Here is a 19,856-nt window from a genome sequence, read left to right as displayed (position 1 = left end):
CCGAGGAACCCTCGTTCGACGGCTTCGTCATCGGCGGGGATTCGATGTTCGCGCTCGGCGACGAGATCCTCGGCAAGCCGTACACGGCCGAGGCCGCGACCGCGCGCTGGCACGGGATGCGCGGGCGGACCGGCGTGCTGCACTCGGGGCACAGCGTCTTCCGCCTCGCGCCCGGCGAGGAACCCCGCGAGGCCTCCGCCGTCGCTGAGGCGTCCGTGACCTTCGCCGCCGACGTCGACGACGACGAGATCGCCGCCTATGTCGCGAGCGGCGAACCGCTGCTGGTCGCCGGGGCGTTCACCGTCGACAGCCTGGGCGCCGCGTTCATCGAGCGGGTCGAGGGCGACCCCTCGACGGTCGTGGGGATGTCGCTGTCGACCGTGCGCCGCCTCGTGCGCGAACTCGGTGGCTCGTGGACGGCGTTGTGGAACCGTTCGTAGACTCCCGCACACGTTTTTCGGCGTTTCTTGTCGAGGAGGGTCAAAAGGCGGGCAGGACCCCTCGCTAGGCTGGGAGGATGCCGAAGATCGCCAAGGTCCTTGTCGCCAACCGCGGCGAGATCGCCGTCCGAATCATCCGCGCCGCCCGTGACGCGGGCAAAGCCTCGGTCGCCGTCTACGCCGACCAGGACCGCGACGCCCTGCACGCCCGCCTCGCCGACGAGGCGTACGCCCTCGACGGCGCCACCAGCGCCGACACCTACCTGTCGATCGAGAAGATCCTCTCGGTCGCCCGCCGCTCCGGCGCCGACGCCGTGCACCCGGGGTACGGCTTCCTCGCCGAGAACGCCGCCTTCGCCCGCGCGGTGATCGGCGCGGGCCTGACGTGGATCGGCCCCTCGCCCGAGGCGATCGAGGCCCTCGGCGACAAGGTCACCGCACGCCACGTGGCCGAGAAGGTCGGCGCGCCGCTCGCTCCGGGCACCCCTGGCCCCGTATCGGGCGCCGACGAGGTCATCGCCTTCGCCAACGAGGTGGGTCTGCCCATCGCCATCAAGGCCGCCTACGGCGGCGGCGGACGCGGTCTGAAGGTCGCGCGCGAACTCGACGAGGTCGCCGAGATGTTCGAGTCCGCCACGCGCGAGGCCGTCGCCGCCTTCGGCCGCGGCGAGTGCTTCGTCGAGAAGTACCTCGACAAGCCGCGCCACGTCGAGACGCAATGCCTCGCCGACGCGGCGGGCAACGTCGTGGTCGTCTCCACGCGCGACTGCTCGCTGCAGCGTCGTCACCAGAAGCTCGTCGAAGAGGCGCCCGCGCCGTTCCTGACCGACGAGCAGAACCGCATCCTGTATGCGGCATCCAAGGCCATCCTGAAAGAGGTCGGCTACGTCGGTGCCGGAACGTGCGAGTTCCTCATCGGGGCCGACGGCACCATCTCGTTCCTCGAGGTCAACACGCGACTGCAGGTCGAGCACCCGGTGTCCGAAGAGGTCACGGGCCTCGACCTCGTACGCGAACAGTTCCGCGTCGCCGAGGGCGAGGAGCTCGGCTACGACGACCCCGCGCCCGTCGGCCACTCGCTCGAGTTCCGCATCAACGGCGAGGACCCGGGCCGCGGCTTCCTGCCCCAGCCCGGCCCCATCCACGTCTTCAAGACGTTCGGTGGCCCCGGCATCCGTCTCGACTCCGGCGTCACCGCGGGCGACAGCGTCTCGGGCGCCTTCGACTCGCTGCTCGCGAAGATCATCGTCACCGGTCGCGACCGCGCCGAAGCGCTCGAGCGCGCCCGTCGTGCGCTCGACGAGTTCGAGGTCGCCGGCATGCCCACCGTGCTGCCGTTCCACCGCAAGGTCGTCCGCGACCCCGCCTTCACCGCCGAGGACGGCACGTTCGGCGTCTTCACGCGGTGGATCGAAACGGAGTTCGTGAACGACATCCCCGCGTGGGACGGAGAGCTCGAGGCTCCCGTGGCGGCTCCCGGTCGTCACACCGTGGTGGTCGAGGTCGGCGGAAAGCGCCTCGAGGTGAGCCTGCCCGACCGCATCACGGCCGCTGCTCCCCAGGTCGGTCGTCCCGCCGCCGCTCCCCCGTCCCGCCGCTCGCATGCCGCGTCGCCCGCCGCGGGCGCGACCGGCGACGCGGTGAAGTCGCCGATGCAGGCCACGATCGTCAAGGTCGCGGTCGAGGAGGGCCAGCAGGTCGTCAAGGGCGACCTGGTGGTCGTGCTTGAGGCGATGAAGATGGAGCAGCCCATCCAGGCGCACAAGGACGGCACGATCGCCGGTATCGACGCCACCCCGGGCACCACGGTCTCGGCCGGCCACCAGCTGCTGTTGATCAGCTGACGCCCCGCTTCGACACGGCGCCGCGCTCCTCCGGGGGTGCGGCGCCGTGCGTCGTTCAGCGGGACGCGGGCGCAGGCGGCGAGGCGGCGAGGCGGCGAGGCGGCGAAGCCGCGAAGCCGCGAAGCCGCGAAGCCGCGATAAACGGCATCCGTGCCGAGACACGCTACGGCGCGGCGTTCCTCGACAGGAACGGCGTTTATCGCGAGGGAAAGGGACGCATCTGCGCCGGCCGGCCGCCGCCCCCGCCCCCCGGGCGACGGATGCCGCAAGGCGCGGCATCCGGGATCGCTCAGTCCTCGCCGGGATCGTCGCGGTCGACGATGTGCATCGCGCGGGCGGCGTCGGTGATGCTCGAGGTGAGCGAGGGGTACACCGCGAACACGCGGGCGACCTGATCGACGGTGAGACGCCGCTCGACGGCGATCGCGATCGGGTAGATGAGCTCGGACGCCTTGGGCCCGACGATCACGCCGCCCATCACCGTGCCGCTGCCCTCACGGGCGATCAGCTTGACGAAGCCGTCGGTGATGCCCTGCATCTTCGCGCGCGGGTTGGCCGACAGCGGGAGCTTTCGCACCTTGCCGGCGATGCGGCCCTCGATGACGTCCTGCTCGCTGAAGCCGACGGTGGCGATCTCAGGCGCGGTGAAGATGTTGGCCGTGATACGACGGGTCTCGAGGGGGATGACGATGTCGCCGAGGGCGTGGAAGATCGCCTGGCGCCCCTGCATCGAGGCGACGGATGCCAGGGGGTAGAAGTTGGTGCAGTCGCCGGCGGCGTAGATGTTGGGCACCGAGGTGCGCGCGACGCGGTTGACGCGGATATGACCGGATGCCGTCATCTGCACCCCGGCCTGCTCGAGGCCGAGACCTGCGGTGTTGGGGATCGAGCCGACCGCCATGAGGCAGTGACTGCCCTCGATCGTGCGGCCGTCGGCGAGGGTCACGACCACGCCCTCGCCGGTGTTGACGACCGACTCGGCCCGCGCCTTGGCGAGCAGCGTCATGCCGCCGCGCTGGAACACGCGCTCGAGGACGGCGGCGGCATCCTGGTCCTCTCCGGGGAGCACCTGGTCACGGCTCGAGACGAGCGTGACCTTGGCCCCGAGGTTCATGTACGCCGAGGCGAACTCGGCCCCGGTCACGCCCGAGCCGACCACGATGAGGTGCGAGGGGACGGACTTCATGTTGTAGAGCTGCGTCCACGTGAGGATCCGCTCACCGTCCGGCTGCGCCGAGGGCAGCTCGCGCGGCGAGGCGCCCACCGAGACGACGAGGGTCTCGGCCTCGATCCGGTCGAAGTCGGTGCCTCCGGCTTCGGTGGACACCACGACCGCGCCGTTGCCGTCGAGGCGACCGTGACCCGAGATGATGCGCACGCCCGCCTCGAGCAGCGACGAGCGCATGTCGTCGGACTGCTGGCGAGCGAGCGAGAGCAGACGCTGGTTGACCGCGGCGAGGTTGATCGCGACCTCGGGGGTCAGCGGCTTGCCGCGGTCGTCCTTCGCGAACAGCTGCACGCCGAGGCTGCTGGCGTTGCGGATCGCGACGGCGGCGTCGGCCGTGGCGATGAGCGTCTTCGAGGGCACGACATCGGTGATGACGGCCGAGCCGCCCACGCCCGCCCGCTCGACGAGGGTCACGTCGGCTCCGAGCTGGGCCGCCGACAGCGCCGCCTCGTATCCGCCGGGGCCTCCGCCGACGATCGCGACGGACTGCTTGCGCTCGAAGCTCTGCACCATGGCATCCATTCTGTCAGCGCTGGGCGGATGCCGATGCGCCGCTCAGCTGCATCCGACACGATCGCCGACGGAGTCTGCCTTCTGGCCCGCGCGCCCCGCGTTTTCTAGAGTGGGGGGATGTCCAACAGCACTTCTCACCCGCTCGATGACCCGGCGGTCGACCCGTTCGAGGTCGCCACGGCCGCAGCGGCCGACATCGCCCGTCTGTCGGGCGTCGAGCACCACGACATCGCCGTCACCCTCGGGTCCGGTTGGGGACGCGCCGCCGAACTCATCGGCGAGGAGACGGCGTCGTTCCCGGCGACCGAGGTGGTCGGCTTCTCCAAGCCCGCCCTCGAGGGGCACGTCGGCACGCTCCGCAGCGTCCGCACCCCCGGCGGCAAGAACGTCCTGGTCATCGGCGCACGCACCCACTACTACGAGAACCACGGCGTCCGCCGGGTCGTGCACAGCGTGCGCACCGCGGCCGCGACGGGTGCATCGACGATGATCCTCACCAACGGCGCGGGGGGTATCCGCGAGACGTGGAAGCCCGGCCAGCCCGTGCTGATCAGCGACCACATCAACCTCACCGCCGACTCGCCGCTCGAGGGCGCCACCTTCGTCGACCTGACCGACCTGTACTCGAAGCGCCTGCGCGACATCGCCCGGCGGATCGATCCGACCCTCGACGAGGGCGTATACACCCAGTTCCGCGGTCCGCACTACGAGACCCCGGCCGAGGTGCAGATGGCGAAGACGATCGGCGGCCACATCGTCGGTATGTCGACCGCCCTCGAGGCGATCGCCGCCCGCCAGGCCGGCATGGAGATCCTCGGCTTCTCGCTCATCACGAACCTGGCCGCCGGCATCCAGCAGACCCCTCTCAGTCACGAAGAGGTGCTCGAGGCCGGCCGCGAGGCCGAGCCCGTCATCTCAGCTCTGCTCGCGCGCGTGATCGGCGCGCTGTGAGCGCCCACGTCGAGGCCGCCCGCGCCTGGATCGCACAGGACCCGGACGCCGTGACCCGCGAGGAACTCACGGCCCTGCTCGCACGCGTCGAGGACGGGGATGCCGAGGCGTCCGCCGAGCTGGACGACCGGTTCTCGACCCGCCTGGCGTTCGGCACGGCGGGTCTGCGCGGGACACTGGGCGCCGGCCCCAACCGCATGAACCGGGTGCTGGTCGCCCAGGCCGCGGCCGGTTTCGCCGCGTACCTGGCCGAGCGCGCCGACGGGACGACGCCCACGGTCGTCGTCGGCTACGACGGACGCCGCAACTCCGACGTGTTCGCGCGGGACTCGGTCGAGATCTTCGCCGGGGCGGGGCTGAACGCGATCCTGCTCCCCCGGCTGCTGCCCACGCCCGTGCTCGCCTTCGCCGTGCGCCACCTCGGCGCCGACGCGGGCGTCATGGTCACCGCGAGCCACAACCCGCCCGACGACAACGGGTACAAGGTGTATCTGGGCGGCGACGACGACGGGGCGCAGATCGTCTCCCCCGCCGACGCCGAGATCGCGGCGCACATCCAGCGGATCGCCGATGCCGGCAACGTCACGACCCTCCCGCGCTCGGTGGGGTACGCCAACGCCCCCGAGTCGCTCGTCGAGGCGTATGTCGCCGCGACCGCCGCCGTCGCCCCCGCCCCCGCGGGCGCCGACGGCCTGCGCTGGGTCTACACGGCGATGCACGGCGTCGGGTGGGAGACCGTCTCGCGCGTGCTGGCCGAGGCCGGCTACCCGGCCCCCGTGCTCGTCGAGGAGCAGATCCACCCGGACGGGCGCTTCCCGACCGTGGCGTTCCCCAACCCGGAGGAACCCGGCGCGATGGACCTGGCCTTCGAGACCGCCCGCGCGGCGGACGCCGAGCTGGTGATCGCCAACGACCCCGACGCAGATCGACTCGCGGTGGCGATCCCCGATGCCGACGCCGAGGGCGGCTGGCGGCGCCTGACCGGCAACGAGATCGGCCTGCTGCTCGGCTGGCGCGCCGCGCGTCAGGCGGCTGAGGCGAGGGATGCCGGGGCCCCGTCCACGGACGATCAGACGCCCGACGCGGGGGCGACGGCATCCCTCGCCTGCTCGCTGGTGTCGTCTCCGGGACTGCAGGCGGTCGCCGAGCACTACGGGCTGGCGTTCCACTCCACGCTCACGGGCTTCAAGTGGATCTCGCGCGCGCCCGGAATCGTGTTCGGGTTCGAGGAGGCCCTGGGCTACCTGGTCAACCCCGGGACCGTCCGCGACAAGGACGGGATCTCGGCCGCGGTGGCCCTGCTGGGAATGGCGGCCGAGGCACGCGGTCAGGGACGCACCGTCACCGACCTGCTGCAGGAGTTCCGCGACACGTTCGGCGCGTTCGCGAGCGACCAGATCTCGGTGCGCGTCACGGACGTGAGCGAGATCGGGGGGATCATGGCATCCCTGCGCTCTCAGCCGCCGTCCGCGATCGGCGAGGTCGCCGTGACCCGTATCGACGATCTGCTCGAGGGCGTCGACGGTTTTCCTCCCGGCGACGTGCTGCGCCTGTGGCTCGAGGACGGCTCCCGTCTGATCGTCCGGCCGAGCGGCACCGAACCCAAGCTCAAGCTCTACCTCGACGTGCGCGGATCGTCGGCGAAGAAGGCCGGTCGTCGCCTGGCCGCGCTGCGGACCGGAGCCGAGGAGCTGCTCGCCTCGATGCGCTGAACGCGCACGGCGGCGCCGACCTCACGCGAGGGCGGCACCGCCGTGGCCTGCACCCCCCGCGCTCCCGCCGCTCCGGTCGGAACCTCGGCGACGGCCCCCTCGCGAGCAGGAACCTCTCTCTTTCTACACCGGGCTCCGCGGTGCGCACGAGCGCAGACCGCGGGACCAGTAGTCGCCCGTGCTACCGAGACGGACGGGGCCTTTCCCCTACGTAGTCGGAACCGGTACGGGGAACGGATGCCACCGGCATCCGCCCCGCTTAGCTTCGCTTGTGGACCGCATCATCCGACCCACGGGGGGCTCGGGGGTGTGCGGCCATTGAGGAAGCACACACATGACCATTCGTCCGCAGTCCTCCGCGCGTGCGTGGAAGACCGTCCGTGCTGCCGGCGCCACCGCCGTCGTCGCAGCGCTTCTGATCCCGGCGTCGGCCGCACAGGCCGCCGACGTCGTGTCGCAGGGCACCGGCCGCCTCGTGACCACGTCGCTGCTCGGCACCGACGTGCTCGACAGCGTCGTCGCCCTCCGTGGCGCCAACGCCGTCAACACCGACGCGTCCGGCGACGTGATCGTCGACCTGCCCCTCGACGCGAGCGCCGTCAGCGGGCTGGTGGCTCTTCAGGCCGGATCCACCAACCTGTTCGGCGACAACGGCATCATCCGCCTCGGCGCCGTGGGCCAGTACGCCCGCGCGAACGACGACGGCAGCTCGTCGGCGTTCTCGGGTGCGGTCTCGGCCGCTCCGAGCCTGATCGGCGTCGGGACCGTCACGCCCTCGAGCGTCGGCTCGCCCTCGGCGGACGACTCGGCGACGATCGTCGTCGGCACCGACGCGGACCCGGTCGGCCTGCAGGTGGGGATCGGGGCGTTCGCCGCCTCGGCGACCAACACCGCGGACGGCGCGCAGTCCGGCGACTACGTGCTCACCGACGTCGACGTCGTCGTCAACGGCACGGTGCTGCAGGGCGTGCTCGACACGCTCAACGTCCCCATCGACGCGCTCATCAATACGGCTGCGGGCTTCAACGTGTCGCTGACGAACCCGTTCGCCTCAGGCACCATCACGCTGACCGAAGACGACCTCCTCGCAGCGGCCGGCGTTGCCGATCTGAACAGCCTGGCTCCCAACACCGACCTGCTGTCGTTCGTGCCCGCGGCGGTCGTCACCAAGGTGGGCGATCTCGTCGACGACCTGCTCGCGCAGGCGAGCGGCAACATCTTGCTCACCGTTGCGGTCGGCACAGCGCGAGCCGCGGTGGACCTGATCCTCGGCGGCCTGGCCGACAGCCTCCAGGGCCCCCTCGGCGACGCCATCGCGCAGCTCGTCCAGCTGCCGGTCAACGTGCAGTCCACCGTCGACGGCACCTTCACCGAGACCGCCCTGCGCGTCGGTGTGGGCCCCAACGGTTCGATCGCGACCGTCGACCTCGCCAGCGCCGCGGTCGGCCCCAACGCCGGCCAGCTCGCGGTGCCGGTCGCCGGTCCCGAGTCGCTGGCGATCGCCGGCGGCGGGTTCGGTCTGGCCGCCGTGATCGTCGCGGCCGTCATGCTGCGACGCCGCACCCGGGTCGCCGTTCCGACGGCGCGAGGCTGAGCGCATGTACCGCAACGGTGCGATGGGCGGTGGCGCCGCCGGCGTCATCGCCGCCACCGGCTACATGGCCCCGACGGCGACCCTCGTCGCCGTGGGGGCCGGGGCCGCCCTCATCGGCGGCCTGCTGGCCTGGCGTACGCGACGCCAGCGCCTGCAGGACGCCGCCGCAACGGCATCCGGAGAGGACGCGCCCCGGCCGTGAACCCGCTCGAGTTCCTCTTCTCGCTCTCTTTCGTCTTCCTGGTGATGTTCCTCACCTACACGGCGTTGATCGTGGTCCCCTTCGTGCGCCGACGCGGCGCCGCGGCGGGCGATCCCGACACGTTCGAGTGGCACGCGTTCATCCCGTGCCGGGACGAGGCGGCCGTGATCGGCGGAACCGTGAAGAGGATGCGCGAGCGCTTTCCGACCGTGCACCTGTGGATCATCGACGACGCCAGCACCGACGGCACCGGGGACATCGTGTCCGCGGCGGCCGACGGCGATCCCCTGGTGCACGCCGTGATCCGCCGGCTCCCCGACGCCCGACAGGGCAAGGGAGCCGCCCTCAACGCCGCGTACGCCCGTCTGATCGACTGGCGTCGCGAGCGGGGCACCGACGTCGTCGGGGACGATCGCACCATCGTGATCGTCCTCGACGCCGACGGCGCCCTCGCCGAGAACGCCCTGCGCCAGACCTCGGGACCGACCGGGTTCGGCTCACCGGACGTCGGCGCCACCCAGGTCGCCGTGCGCATGAGCAACCGCGACGACCGTCGCCCCGCCGCCGCCGGCGGCGGACCCCTCGCCCAGGCCTGGGCGCGGTACCTCATCCGCATGCAGGACATCGAGTTCCGCACGACCATCGCCGCGATGCAGCTGCTGCGCATGCGCACCGTCTCGGTCGGTCTCGGCGGCAACGGCCAGTTCACCCGCCTCAGCGCCCTGCGCGCCGCCTCGATCGGCGAGGGCGAGCCGTGGGGCGACGCCCTGCTCGAGGACTACGAGGTGGGCCTTCGCATCATGCTCGCGGGCTACCGCACCGTATACGCCCACGACACCTGGGTCGACCAGGAGGCCCTGCCGACCGCCCGGCGCCTGCTCACCCAGCGCACCCGCTGGTGCCAGGGCGGACTGCAGTGCGCGCGCTACCTGCCCAAGATCTACGCCTCGCGCACCTTCACCAACGCCGGCGCGCTCGAGGCGGCCTACTTCCTGGCCATCCCGTACATCCAGCTGATCGGCTTCGTGCTGTGGCCGACCGTCGCGATCGCCATGGTCGTCTCCGGCGCCCTGTCCCCCGGGGGGCTCTTCGGGTGGATCTCGGGTGCGACCTGGATCATCCCGCTGTGGGTGCTGACCGGCATCCTGCCCTTCGCCCTCTGGCCCCTGGTGTACGTCACCCGTGAGGAGAAGCAGCCCCTGTGGCGCGCGGGACTGTGGGGCCTGGGCTACTGGCTGTACATGTACCAGAGCTACATCTGCGTGGTGCGCGCCTTCGCCCGCATGGCCACCGGCCGACGCGGGTGGACCAAGACCCGCCGCAACGCCGAGGCCGGTCGCCTGCTGCTGGCGGTGGAGTCGTGAGCGCCCTCGCCGTCGCCGCCGACGCGCGGCCCGCCCGCCGGGCCCGTCTGGTCGTCGCCGCCGCTCTCGCGGCCCTGGCCGGCATCCTCATCGCCACCGAGGCCACCACCCGCGCGGGCGAGGCGATCCTCGCGCGCGAATTCATCCAGCTCGTCGCCCCCGGCCGCGCCGTCGCCGCGGGACCCATCGTGTACTTCGGCATCGGCACCGCCGAGGTGACCGGGCTGAACATCACCACCATGTGCTCGACGACGGTGCTCATCGTCCCGCTGCTGCTGCTCGCCGTCGCGATCATCGGCATCACCCGCGCTCCCACCGCGCGCGTCGGCCTCGGTCTGCTCGTGGGCATGAGCCTGGCCATCACGTGCAACATGATCCGCTTCGCCTCGGCGGCGTGGGCGTACGGCGCGTACGGACGCGAGGGCTTCGACCTCGTGCACCGCTACGCGGGTTCGCTGTTCGTCATCGTCGGCTTCGTCGCCGCCTTCCTGCTGCTGCTGCGCATCTCGCTGAAAGAGCGCGGGCCCCGACCGGCGGCGGTCGCCGTGCCCGACGAGGGTTCCCTTCCCCTCCGCCGCGACCGCCGCTCCTCGTCCCGAAGGAGCCGCCGATGAGCCGGCCCTGGATCGACGTCGTCTACGGCACCCGCCCCGAGGCGATCAAGTGCGCCCCGCTCGTGGCCGAGCTGCAGCGTCGCGACGCCCTGCGCACCACCGTCACCGTCACGGGGCAGCATCGCGAGATGGTCGCCGAGATCAACGCGTCGTTCGGCATCCGCCCCGACGTCGACCTCGACATGTTCCGCAGCGGAGCGACGCTGGCCGAGACGACCTCGACGATCTTCTCGGCCCTGTCGGCGCGCTGGGCGGGATCGGCTCCGGATGCCGTGGTCGTGCAGGGCGACACCGCCAGCGCCGCGCTGGCCGCCGTCGCCGCGTACTACGCCGGCGCGCGAGTGATCCACCTCGAGGCGGGTCTGCGCTCGGGCGATCTGCACTCGCCCTTCCCCGAGGAGGGGAACCGCCGCCTCATCGCGCCTCTCGCGGCCCTGCACCTCGCTCCCACCGACGCCGCGGTCCGCAACCTGCGCGCCGAGGGCATCCGCCCCGACGACATCGTGCTCACCGGCAACACCGGCATCGACGCCCTGCACCGCCAGCGCACCCACCCGCAGCGCTTCGACGACCCCGCGCTCGAGCGCATCGCGAGCGGTTCCGAGCGGCTCGTCCTGGTCACCGCGCATCGTCGCGAATCGTGGGGCGGTCCGCTCGGACGGGTGGCCTCGGCCGTGGCCGAGGTCGTCGCCGCGCGAGGAGACGTGGTGGCCGTGCTGCCGCTCCACCCCAACCCCCGCGTGCGCACCGAGGTGCGCGCCGCCGTCGGCGACACCGACCGCGTGCTCCTGTGCGATCCCCTCCCCTACGCCCAGTTCGGTCGGCTGCTCGCGCGGGCGTACTGCACCGTGACCGACTCCGGCGGCGTGCAGGAGGAAGCGCCCGCGCTCGGGGTGCCGGCGCTGGTCGTCCGCGACACCACCGAGCGCGGAGAGGGCGTGGCGGCCGGCGCCGCGCGGCTGATCGGCACCCGGCGCGAGGCGGTCGTGGCGGAGCTGTCTGCCCTGCTCGACGACCCGGCGGTTCACGCACGCATGTCGCGCGCCCAGAATCTCTACGGCGACGGTCGCGCCGCCCCCCGGGCGGTCGACGCCATCGCGCGGCTCCTGGGGGTCGAGGCGGCGCTCCGCGATGACGCTCTGCTGGTGGGCTGAGGGTTCAGCCGTCGATCACGGCGACCAGTTCGTCCAGGAACGCCGCGAAGCTCGTCGCGCGCCGCACGATGCGCTGCACGCTGTCGCGCTCGCTGAACACCTCGACGAACTGCTCGAACACCGTCTGGAACGCCTCGCGGTCGGTCTCGCTGAACGCCACGAGAGCGACAACCTGCACGCGCCCCTCGCCCCACGCGATCGAGGGGTCGGCGATCCCGATCGCGATGCGCGTCTGCGTCGCGGTCATCCCCATCGCGTGGGGGACGGCGAGCGCGTCGGTGAACGCCGTCGACGAGATCCCCTCGCGCTCCACGGCACGGTCGACGTACGCCTCGTCGATGACCCCCTGCTCCACCAGCAACCCGCCCAGGCGCCGGATGACGCCGGCCTCGCCGGTCGTGGCATCCACTCCCCGGACGAAGGCCTCGGGCGCGAAGTAGCGCTCGAGCTCGGCCCGCAGCCGCGCCAGGCGACGTCCCCGGCGGATGCGCCCGGCGGCCGCCTGCACGCGCTCGACGTCGGCGTCGGTGAGGAAGGGCTGGATGCGCACGAACCGGTCGCCGGGCCGCGGCGGGTCGATGGTGGTGAGCACGAGGTCGGAGTCGATCACGTCCCAGGCCGGGTCGATGCGCGTCTCGACGCCGACGACCTCGATCGCCTGGCCGAGCGAGCGGTCGACGCTCGAGCGCAGCAGCTCGTGCAGCTCGTAGTAGCCGGGGCACACGATCGTCGCCGTCAGCAGCTGGTCGGCGCGGCGGCTGCGTTCGAGGCGACCGCCGACGTGCATCGCGATGTAGGCGATCTCGTCGTCGAGGATCGGGATGCCCAGGCCGTCCTGCAGCCCCTTGGCGATGTACACGGCGACCTCGAAGATCATCGGGTACGTCGACTTCAGCGAGCGGGTCAGGGGGTTGCGCGACCACGCCTGCTCGCGCGAACGGGCGAGCAGGTTCTGCACGTGCAGCGCGAGACGCAGGATGAAGTCGTCGTGCGCGATGTCGACGAGGAACTCGGATGCCGCGTTCTCGACGACCAGGCGGACGGCCGCCTCGACCGCCGGGTCCAGGCGCGCGCGCACGTCGTCGCCGGCCGGGGTGCCGGGCGCGACGATGCGCGTGAGCACGAGGGTCGCGAGGTGGCGCAGGTCGCCCGAGCCGAGCTGCACGCCGACGTGCGTGAGCGTCAGCCGATCGAGCAGGTCCACGACCGCGGCGGCCGCGTCGGACGAGTCGCCGCCGGGCGACCCGAGAGCGCGGTCGCGCGTGGTGCGGTCGGCGGCGATGGCGATGTGCATGACGACGTCGCCGATGCCGATCTCGTTGACGTAGTAGCCGAGGGCCCCGAGCCCCGCGACCAGCTCGGCCTTGAACGGACCGAAGGCCCGCGCGCCGACCGAGCGCTCCCCCAGCGTCCGGCGCAGCGCATCGAGGTCGAACAGGCCGGCATCCATCTCGTCATGCGCGAGCTTGGACAGCAGGCGGCGCTGAGCGACCTCGGTTCCGCGCAGACGGGCGGTGGATGCCGACCGCTCGAGCGTCAGCTCGGTTCCGCCGAGCAGACCGCGCACGCGCGCGAGATCGGCCTCGAGCGTGGCGGCGCTCACGTGCAGCGCGTCCGCGGTTTCGAAGACGTCGATGCCGTCCGCGGAGTCGAGCAACCGACGTACGAGCGTGTGCAGGCGATCACGGGGGGTGCCGGCGTCGGCGCCCGGGGCCACGCGCAGCGCCGCGGCCGCCTCGGACCCGGCGCGGTAGCCGAGCGGACCCGACTCGATCGCGGCTCCCCCGTCGACGCGGGCGTTGATCGCCGTCACGTACGAACGGACGCTGCGGGGCGTCACACCGAGCGCATCCGCCAGCGAGGCCGCCGTGGACCATTCCGCGTCGCGCATCAGCAGGGCCAGCAGGCGGTCCTGGCGAGCCTTGGTCGTCACGATCCGTCCTCCGCGCCGCGTCGATCGGCGGCGTTCCTTCCATCCAACCACGCGGTGGTGCGCCGGGCTCCGCACCGCGCGCACGCGGGCGCGACCGCGCGCGGAAGGCAGGTTCCGGGGGGTGGGAAACGAACCTGGTTGTCCGCTGTGAACGACGTGCGCACAATCGAGAGGAAGAAAGGCCGGTCGATGAAGATCCTCGTGGTGTGTGGAGCGGGTGCGTCGAGCACGTTCGTCGCGCAACGCGTCCGTCGTGCTGCGCTCGGCCGTGGCATCGACCTCTCCGCCTCGGCGGGCACATCCCGCTCGATCCCGAACGATCTGGATGCCGCCGACCTCGTCCTCGTGGGCCCTCACCTCGCCCTCGACGTCGAGCTCATCCGTGCCGAGGCTGCGCCGCGCGGCGCGCTCGTCGTCCTTCTGCCCGACGACGTCTTCACCGACCTCGACGGCACCCGAACCCTCGCCCTGGTCGAGGACGCGTTGCGTTCCCGCCAGCCCGCGGACACGATCTGAGAGCGACGCAGAGACCATGCCTCACCTGACCCGCACCGTCCGCATCGGTTCGTCGCGCGGCCTGCACGCCCGCCCGGCCAAGCTCTTCGCGCAATCCGCCAAGGACGCCGGCATCCCGGTGACCCTCGCCAAGGACGCGGGCGCCCCCGTCAATGCCGCGAGCATCCTGGGCATCATCGCTCTGGGCCTGGAGCAGGGCGATTACGTGACCCTCACCGCCGACGGCGACAACGCCGAAGCCACCCTGGAGCGCCTCGCCGAGCTCCTCACCACCGACCACGACGCCGAGTAAAGGAATACAGCACCATGACGGAACTCCGTGGAGTCGGAATCGGACTGGGCGTCGCCCAGGGACCCATCGCGCGCATGGCCGAGCCCCTGCCCGCCCCGAAGGACGCCAAGAGCGAGCTCTCGGTCGAGGAGGAGACGGCGCGCGTGCGCGCGGCCGTCGGCGCCGTCGCGCGCGAGCTCGAGGCCCGCGGCGCCCAGGCCGGCGGCGCGGCTCGCGACGTGCTCGAGGCGCAGGCGATGATCGCCGAGGACCCGACCCTCGAGGCCGAGGTCGACAGCCGCCTCGCGAGCGGCAAGACCGGCGAGTTCGCCGTGCACGACGCCTTCGCCTCGTTCCGCGAGCAGCTCATCGCCCTGGGCGGCTATCTCGGGGAGCGCGCCGCCGACCTCGACGACGTCGCCCAGCGCGTCATCGCGCGCCTCCGGGGCGTCGCGGCCCCCGGCATCCCGGATCCCGGACACCCCTTCGTGCTCGTGGCGAAGGACCTCGCCCCGGCCGACACCGCTCTGCTCGACCTCGACAAGGTGCTCGCCCTGGTGACCACCGAGGGCGGCCCCACCTCGCACACGGCGATCCTCGCCCGCGAGAAGTCGATCGTCGCGGTCGTCGGCGCCGCGGGCGCGAAGGACCTCGTCGACGGACAGTCCGTCATCGTCGACGCGGCCGCCGGCGTCGTCACGGTCGACCCGAGCGCCGACGACCTCGAGCGCGCGAAGAACCGCGCCGACGCCCGTGCCGCCGCGGCATCCGCTCCGATCACCGACGGCGCCCTCGCCGACGGCACGAAGGTGCCGCTGCTGGCGAACCTCGGCAAGCCGGGCGGTGCCGCCGAGGCCGTCGAGCTGGGAGCCGAGGGCGTGGGACTGTTCCGCACGGAGTTCCTCTTCCTCAGCTCCAGCTCCGCGCCCACGGTCGAGGAGCAGCGCGCGGCCTACATCGAGCTGCTCAGCGCGTTCCCGGGCAAGAAGGTCGTCGTACGCGTGCTCGACGCCGGCGCCGACAAGCCCCTCCCCTTCCTCAACGACGCGCACGAGGAGAACCCCGCGCTGGGCCTTCGCGGCCTGCGCGCCCTCCGCGCGAGCGAGGACATCCTGCGCGAGCAGCTCACCGCCCTCGCCGAAGCGGATGCCGCGACCCGCGCCTCCGAGGCCGGACCCGCCGACCTGTGGGTCATGGCGCCCATGGTCTCGACGGTCGAGGAGACCCGGTACTTCACGGCTCTGGCCAAGGACTACGGACTGAAGACCACCGGCGTCATGGTGGAGGTCCCCTCCTCGGCCCTGCTGGCCGATCGCATCCTGCAGATCGCGGACTTCGCCTCGATCGGCACCAACGACCTGACGCAGTACACGCTCGCCGCCGACCGGCTGCTCGGTTCGGTCGCGTCGTTCCAGGACCCGTGGCATCCGGCCGTCCTCCGCCTCATCCGCGAGGTCGGGGCGGCGGGGCGCGCCAACGGCAAGCCCGTCGGCATCTGCGGCGAGGCCGCGGCCGACCCGCTGCTGGCCGTCGTGCTCGTCGGTCTCGGCGCCACCACGCTGTCGATGGCCCCCACGGCCCTCGCCGACGTGCGCGCGACGCTGCTCACCCACACGCTCGACGACGCCCTGCGCATCGCCGAGGCCGCCCTGTCCGCCGACGACGCGGCCTCCGCCCGCGAAGCGGCCCAGGCGGCTTCCTCCCTCGTTCCCACCCCGTGAACCCCGGGACGGTTCCGACCGCCCCGTCGACACCGCGGCCGACGCCGCATCCCCACCGCACGGCCGCCGCCGTGCACCACATCAAGGAGACACAGCAATGACGACGACGTCACCCGCCAAGAAGCCGGGAGGGGCACGGATCGCGGTTCAGCGATTCGGCACGTTCCTCTCCGGCATGATCATGCCGAACATCGCGGCGTTCATCGCATGGGGATTCATCACCATGCTCTTCATCCCCGCCGGATTCTTCGGCGCCAACAGCCCCTTCGGGTGGCACTGGGCCCCGGTCGCCGAGATCATCGGCGGCGGCGGCGACGCCGCGACCATCGGCTGGCCCGGAGCGGCGACCGCACTGACCGCGAACACCGACGGCGGCACCTACCAGGGCTACGTCGGCCTGGTCAGCGTCATGATCACCTACCTGCTGCCCCTGCTCATCGCCAACACCGGTGGACGCATCGTCTACGGTGCGCGCGGTGGCGTGGTCGCCACCATCGCCGTGATGGGTGTGATCGTGGGCACCAACATCCCGATGTTCCTCGGCGCGATGATCATGGGCCCGCTCGCCGCCTGGATCACCAAGCAGATGGACAAGCTGTGGGACGGAAAGATCCGCCCCGGCTTCGAGATGCTCGTGAACAACTTCTCCGCCGGCATCCTCGGCATGATCCTCGCGATCGTCGGCTTCTTCGCCTTCGGTCCCGTGTTCCTCGGCATCAGCGCGGTCCTCGGCAGCATCGTCGCCTTCCTCGTGCAGTTCAACCTGCTGCCCGTGCTGTCGATCATCGTCGAGCCGGCGAAGGTGCTGTTCCTCAACAACGCCATCAACCACGGCGTCTTCACCCCGCTCGGCATCGAGCAGGCGGCCGACACCGGCAAGTCGATCCTGTTCCTCATCGAGGCCAACCCCGGCCCCGGCCTGGGCCTGCTGCTCGCCTTCACCTTCTTCGGTGTCGGTGCGGCCAAGGCCTCGGCTCCCGGTGCCATCGTCATCCAGTTCCTCGGTGGCATCCACGAGATCTACTTCCCCTACGCCCTCGCCAAGCCGATGACGATCCTCGCCCTCATCGCGGGTGGCGCCTCGGGCGTCGCGGTCAACATGATCTTCGGCGGCGGCCTGGTCTTCCCGGCCGCTCCCGGCAGCATCATCGCCGTGACCGCCGCGGCCGCCGGCGGCGGCGTGGCCAACGTCCTCGTGGTCTACCTCTCGGTCATCGTCGCCGCGGTGGTGACGTTCCTCATCTCGGGCATCATCCTGCGGGCCTCGCGTAAGCGCGACGCCGAGGCCGAGGGCGACAGCTTCGCCGCCGCGATCGACCAGACCGCGGCCAACAAGGGCAAGGAGTCGTCCGCGCTGGGCGCCCTGCGCACGCGGGCTGCCGGCACCACCGGCTCGGGCACCACCGAGACGGCCGACCGCGACGTCGACGGCGCCCTGGGCGGCCTCGGCGGAGCCGTCGCGACGAAGCAGCTGAACAACATCGTGTTCGCCTGCGACGCCGGCATGGGCTCCTCGGCCATGGGCGCCAGCGTTCTGCGCAACAAGATCAAGAAGGCCGGCATCGACGGCGTCACGGTCACCAACCAGGCGATCGCGAATCTCGACGGCTCGGCCGACCTGGTCATCACGCAGAACCAGCTCACCGACCGCGCCAAGGCGCAGTCGCCCGACTCGCTGCACGTGTCGGTCGACAACTTCATGAACTCGCCGCGCTACGACGAGGTCGTGGAGATGGTCCGCGCGCAGCACGAGTCCAAGTAACCCCCTAGCACGCCAGGGGTCGGAGCGTCAGCCCGACCCCTGGCGTCTTCCCGTCCGGCCCGCGTTTTGCGAGGCTGGACAGCACGACGAGAAAGGCGAGAACCATGTCGAACGTCCTCCGCATCGAATCCGTCCGCATCCACCCCGGGAGCGCCACCCGCGAGGAGGCGATGAAAGAGGCGGCCGACCTGCTGCAGGCCACCGGCTCCGTGACCGCCGACTACTTCGCCGCCATGCAGGCCCGCGAGGAGACCGTGTCGACCTACATGGGCAACGAGCTCGCGATCCCCCACGGCACCAACGAGACCAAGCAGGCGATCCTCGAGTCCGGCCTGTCGGTCGTCCGCTACGACGGCGGCGTGGACTGGGGCGGGGAGCCCGTCACCTTCGTGATCGGCATCGCCGGCAAGGGCGACGAACACCTCGAGATCCTGTCGCAGATCGCGATCCTCTTCTCCGAGGAGGACGACGTCGCGCGCCTGAAGGCCGCCTCCTCGCCCGAGGAGCTCTACGAGGCCCTCGCGGGTTCCGTCAACGCATGAAGGCCGTCCACTTCGGCGCCGGCAACATCGGCCGCGGCTTCGTCGGCCTGCTGCTGCACGAGGGCGGGTACGACCTCGTCTTCTCGGACGTCTCGGCGGCCCTGGTCGCCGCGATCAACGACGCGTCGTCGTACACGGTCCACGAGGTGGGCGAGGGCGGCGTCGACAAGCAGGTGACGAACTTCCGCGCGATCGACAGCTCGGTGGATGCCGAGGCCCTGGTCGACGAGATCGCCACCGCCGACGTGGTCACCACCGCCGTCGGCCCGACCATCCTGAAGTTCGTGGCCCCGCACATCGTCGCGGGACTCGCGCTTCGCGACCCCTCCCTGCCCGCGCTGCAGATCATGGCGTGCGAGAACGCGATCGGGGCGACCGACCAGCTGCGCGAGCACGTGACCGAGCTCGCCGGCGAATCGTGGGACGCCCTGGCATCCCGTGCCGTCTTCGCCAACACCGCGGTCGACCGCATCGTCCCCGCGCAGACGCAGGGCGGCGTCGACGTCACCGTCGAGCCGTTCTACGAGTGGGCGATCGAGCGGGCGCCGTTCGGCGACACCCCGCCGCACATCCCCGGAGCGCACTTCGTCGACGACCTCGAGCCCTACATCGAGCGCAAGCTCTTCACGGTCAACACCGGTCACGCCACCACGGCGTACTTCGGCGCGCAGGCGGGGATCGACCGCATCTCGGACGCCCTCGCCGACCCCGCGATCGCCGCCAAGGTCGAGGCCGCGCTCGAAGAGACCAGCGCCCTGCTGGTGCAGAAGCACGAGTTGGATGCCGCCGTGCAGGCCGAATACCGGGCGACCATCCTGCGTCGTTTCCGCAACGCCGCCCTGCCCGACACGGTGTGGCGCGTCGGTCGCCAGCCGTTGCGCAAGCTCTCGCGGCACGAGCGTTTCGTCGGCCCCGCCGCCGAGGCCGTCGAGCGGGGTCTGCCCGTCGACGCCCTCGTGGCCGCGATGGCCGCCGCGCTGGAGTTCCAGGATGCCGAGGACGCTCAGGCCGTCGAGCTGCAGCGCCTGCTGCGCGAGAGCGACGCTGCGACCTTCACGGCAGAGGTGACCGGCCTCGACTCCACGCACCCGCTCTCCGGGCGCGTGGTCGAGATCGTCTCGGCGCGGCAGGCGGCGCTCGCGTCCTGACGCCGTCCCACTCGGACCTCGCCGCCGACGTGCCGCTCACGGGCCACGTCGGCGGCGTCGTGTTCAGAGCCGACGGCGTCCCGGCCGGCGGGGATACGCTCGAGATGTGACCGATCGCGAGCCCCCCGCCGACTCCGCCCCCGCCCGCCCTCCCCGTCGGCCGCGACGATGGCTGCGATGGACCCTCGGCGGCCTCGGCGCTCTCGTCGTCGTGCTGATCGGCGGCATCCTGATCTACAGCCAGGTGGGGGTCATGGGCGCCGAGTCCGGCCCGCTCGCCGACGCGCGCGCCAACCCGGGCCTGTCGATCACCGACGACGGCGCCGGGATAGTGCTCGCCCCCACCG

Annotated in this window: 17 protein-coding genes and 1 pseudogene; 16 read left to right on the top strand and 2 right to left on the bottom strand. The window is 71.8% G+C overall.

The window, feature by feature from the left end:
* Both QZ433_RS06435 and QZ433_RS06430 read left to right on the top strand, forming a co-directional pair.
* Nucleotides 1–440 (top strand): Maf family protein (locus tag QZ433_RS06435; RefSeq protein ID WP_295780874.1); only part of this gene is annotated, 440 nt, incomplete at its 5' end.
* Between the two features lie 77 nt (nt 441–517).
* The gene (locus tag QZ433_RS06430) at nt 518–2,284 is read left to right on the top strand and encodes a biotin carboxylase N-terminal domain-containing protein (RefSeq protein ID WP_295780871.1); all 1,767 of its coding nucleotides are present in this window, start codon (nt 518–520) and stop codon (nt 2,282–2,284) included.
* Nucleotides 2,285–2,573: 289 nt separating this feature from the next.
* On the opposite strand, the gene QZ433_RS06425 is transcribed toward QZ433_RS06430, so the two are convergent.
* On the bottom strand, nt 2,574–4,034 hold the full coding sequence (locus QZ433_RS06425) for an NAD(P)H-quinone dehydrogenase (RefSeq protein WP_295780869.1): 1,461 nt from the start codon (nt 4,032–4,034) through the stop codon (nt 2,574–2,576).
* Nucleotides 4,035–4,142: 108 nt separating this feature from the next.
* On the opposite strand from QZ433_RS06425, the gene QZ433_RS06420 reads away from it, so the two are divergent.
* From QZ433_RS06420 to wecB, 7 genes are all read left to right on the top strand, one after another.
* A complete protein-coding gene (locus tag QZ433_RS06420) occupies nt 4,143–4,976 on the top strand; it encodes a purine-nucleoside phosphorylase (protein ID WP_295780867.1) in 834 nt (277 codons plus the stop codon).
* Complete coding sequence (locus tag QZ433_RS06415; RefSeq protein WP_295780866.1) at nt 4,973–6,688, top strand: phospho-sugar mutase; 1,716 nt, start codon at nt 4,973–4,975, stop codon at nt 6,686–6,688. Before QZ433_RS06420 ends, QZ433_RS06415 begins: the two co-directional genes overlap by 4 nt.
* A 334-nt stretch (nt 6,689–7,022) precedes the next feature.
* A complete protein-coding gene (locus tag QZ433_RS06410) occupies nt 7,023–8,282 on the top strand; it encodes a choice-of-anchor G family protein (protein ID WP_295780864.1) in 1,260 nt (419 codons plus the stop codon).
* 4 nt (nt 8,283–8,286) lie between these two features.
* The gene (locus QZ433_RS06405; RefSeq protein WP_295780861.1) at nt 8,287–8,484 is read left to right on the top strand and encodes an LPXTG cell wall anchor domain-containing protein; all 198 of its coding nucleotides are present in this window, start codon (nt 8,287–8,289) and stop codon (nt 8,482–8,484) included.
* The gene (locus QZ433_RS06400) at nt 8,481–9,848 is read left to right on the top strand and encodes a glycosyltransferase family 2 protein (RefSeq protein WP_295780857.1); all 1,368 of its coding nucleotides are present in this window, start codon (nt 8,481–8,483) and stop codon (nt 9,846–9,848) included. Before QZ433_RS06405 ends, QZ433_RS06400 begins: the two co-directional genes overlap by 4 nt.
* Nucleotides 9,845–10,462 carry an exosortase S gene (gene xrtS, locus QZ433_RS06395; RefSeq protein ID WP_295780854.1) on the top strand — a complete coding sequence of 206 codons (618 nt, stop codon included), beginning with the start codon at nt 9,845–9,847 and terminating at the stop codon, nt 10,460–10,462. The genes QZ433_RS06400 and xrtS overlap by 4 nt, the downstream gene beginning before the upstream one ends.
* Nucleotides 10,459–11,616 (top strand): UDP-N-acetylglucosamine 2-epimerase (non-hydrolyzing), encoded by a 1,158-nt coding sequence (gene wecB, locus QZ433_RS06390; protein WP_295780852.1) that lies wholly within the window; start codon nt 10,459–10,461, stop codon nt 11,614–11,616. Before xrtS ends, wecB begins: the two co-directional genes overlap by 4 nt.
* 4 nt (nt 11,617–11,620) lie before the next feature.
* Here wecB and QZ433_RS06385 read toward each other — a convergent pair whose 3' ends face one another.
* On the bottom strand, nt 11,621–13,507 hold the full coding sequence (locus QZ433_RS06385; RefSeq protein ID WP_295780876.1) for a PTS sugar transporter subunit IIA: 1,887 nt from the start codon (nt 13,505–13,507) through the stop codon (nt 11,621–11,623).
* 231 nt (nt 13,508–13,738) lie between these two features.
* Between QZ433_RS06385 and QZ433_RS06380 the strand changes: the two genes are divergently transcribed.
* The 7 genes and pseudogenes from QZ433_RS06380 to QZ433_RS06350 form a co-directional block, all read left to right on the top strand.
* Entirely contained in the window at nt 13,739–14,065 is a 327-nt protein-coding gene (locus tag QZ433_RS06380; protein WP_295780849.1) for a PTS sugar transporter, read from the top strand.
* A gap of 16 nt (nt 14,066–14,081) precedes the next feature.
* Nucleotides 14,082–14,357: an HPr family phosphocarrier protein gene (locus QZ433_RS06375; protein ID WP_295780846.1), complete on the top strand. Its 276-nt coding sequence runs from the start codon at nt 14,082–14,084 to the stop codon at nt 14,355–14,357.
* Nucleotides 14,358–14,371: 14 nt separating this feature from the next.
* A complete protein-coding gene (gene ptsP, locus QZ433_RS06370) occupies nt 14,372–16,057 on the top strand; it encodes a phosphoenolpyruvate--protein phosphotransferase (protein ID WP_295780844.1) in 1,686 nt (561 codons plus the stop codon).
* Between the two features lie 97 nt (nt 16,058–16,154).
* On the top strand, nt 16,155–17,819 hold the full coding sequence (locus QZ433_RS06365) for a PTS mannitol transporter subunit IICB (RefSeq protein WP_295780842.1): 1,665 nt from the start codon (nt 16,155–16,157) through the stop codon (nt 17,817–17,819).
* A 104-nt stretch (nt 17,820–17,923) separates the two neighbouring features.
* Nucleotides 17,924–18,361, top strand: a complete 438-nt coding sequence (locus tag QZ433_RS06360; RefSeq protein ID WP_058623482.1) for a PTS sugar transporter subunit IIA — start codon at nt 17,924–17,926, stop codon at nt 18,359–18,361.
* Nucleotides 18,358–19,509 carry a mannitol-1-phosphate 5-dehydrogenase gene (locus QZ433_RS06355; RefSeq protein WP_295780840.1) on the top strand — a complete coding sequence of 384 codons (1,152 nt, stop codon included), beginning with the start codon at nt 18,358–18,360 and terminating at the stop codon, nt 19,507–19,509. Before QZ433_RS06360 ends, QZ433_RS06355 begins: the two co-directional genes overlap by 4 nt.
* A 106-nt stretch (nt 19,510–19,615) precedes the next feature.
* Nucleotides 19,616–19,856, top strand: a pseudogene (locus tag QZ433_RS06350) (alpha/beta hydrolase); the annotation flags it as partial.

It is taken from the genome of uncultured Microbacterium sp. (assembly GCF_913776565.1).
Lineage (GTDB): Bacteria > Actinomycetota > Actinomycetes > Actinomycetales > Microbacteriaceae > Microbacterium.
This window is presented reverse-complemented; position numbering and strand designations above follow the sequence as displayed.

Coding starts and splice junctions, on each gene's coding strand:
- QZ433_RS06430 (WP_295780871.1), top strand. CDS start 518: ATGCCGAAGATCGCCAAGGTCCTTGTCGCCAACCGCGGCGAGATCGCC.
- QZ433_RS06425 (WP_295780869.1), bottom strand. CDS start 4,034: ATGGATGCCATGGTGCAGAGCTTCGAGCGCAAGCAGTCCGTCGCGATC.
- QZ433_RS06420 (WP_295780867.1), top strand. CDS start 4,143: ATGTCCAACAGCACTTCTCACCCGCTCGATGACCCGGCGGTCGACCCG.
- QZ433_RS06410 (WP_295780864.1), top strand. CDS start 7,023: ATGACCATTCGTCCGCAGTCCTCCGCGCGTGCGTGGAAGACCGTCCGT.
- QZ433_RS06405 (WP_295780861.1), top strand. CDS start 8,287: ATGTACCGCAACGGTGCGATGGGCGGTGGCGCCGCCGGCGTCATCGCC.
- wecB (WP_295780852.1), top strand. CDS start 10,459: ATGAGCCGGCCCTGGATCGACGTCGTCTACGGCACCCGCCCCGAGGCG.
- QZ433_RS06385 (WP_295780876.1), bottom strand. CDS start 13,507: ATGCGCGACGCGGAATGGTCCACGGCGGCCTCGCTGGCGGATGCGCTC.
- QZ433_RS06380 (WP_295780849.1), top strand. CDS start 13,739: ATGAAGATCCTCGTGGTGTGTGGAGCGGGTGCGTCGAGCACGTTCGTC.
- QZ433_RS06375 (WP_295780846.1), top strand. CDS start 14,082: ATGCCTCACCTGACCCGCACCGTCCGCATCGGTTCGTCGCGCGGCCTG.
- ptsP (WP_295780844.1), top strand. CDS start 14,372: ATGACGGAACTCCGTGGAGTCGGAATCGGACTGGGCGTCGCCCAGGGA.
- QZ433_RS06365 (WP_295780842.1), top strand. CDS start 16,155: ATGACGACGACGTCACCCGCCAAGAAGCCGGGAGGGGCACGGATCGCG.
- QZ433_RS06360 (WP_058623482.1), top strand. CDS start 17,924: ATGTCGAACGTCCTCCGCATCGAATCCGTCCGCATCCACCCCGGGAGC.
- QZ433_RS06355 (WP_295780840.1), top strand. CDS start 18,358: ATGAAGGCCGTCCACTTCGGCGCCGGCAACATCGGCCGCGGCTTCGTC.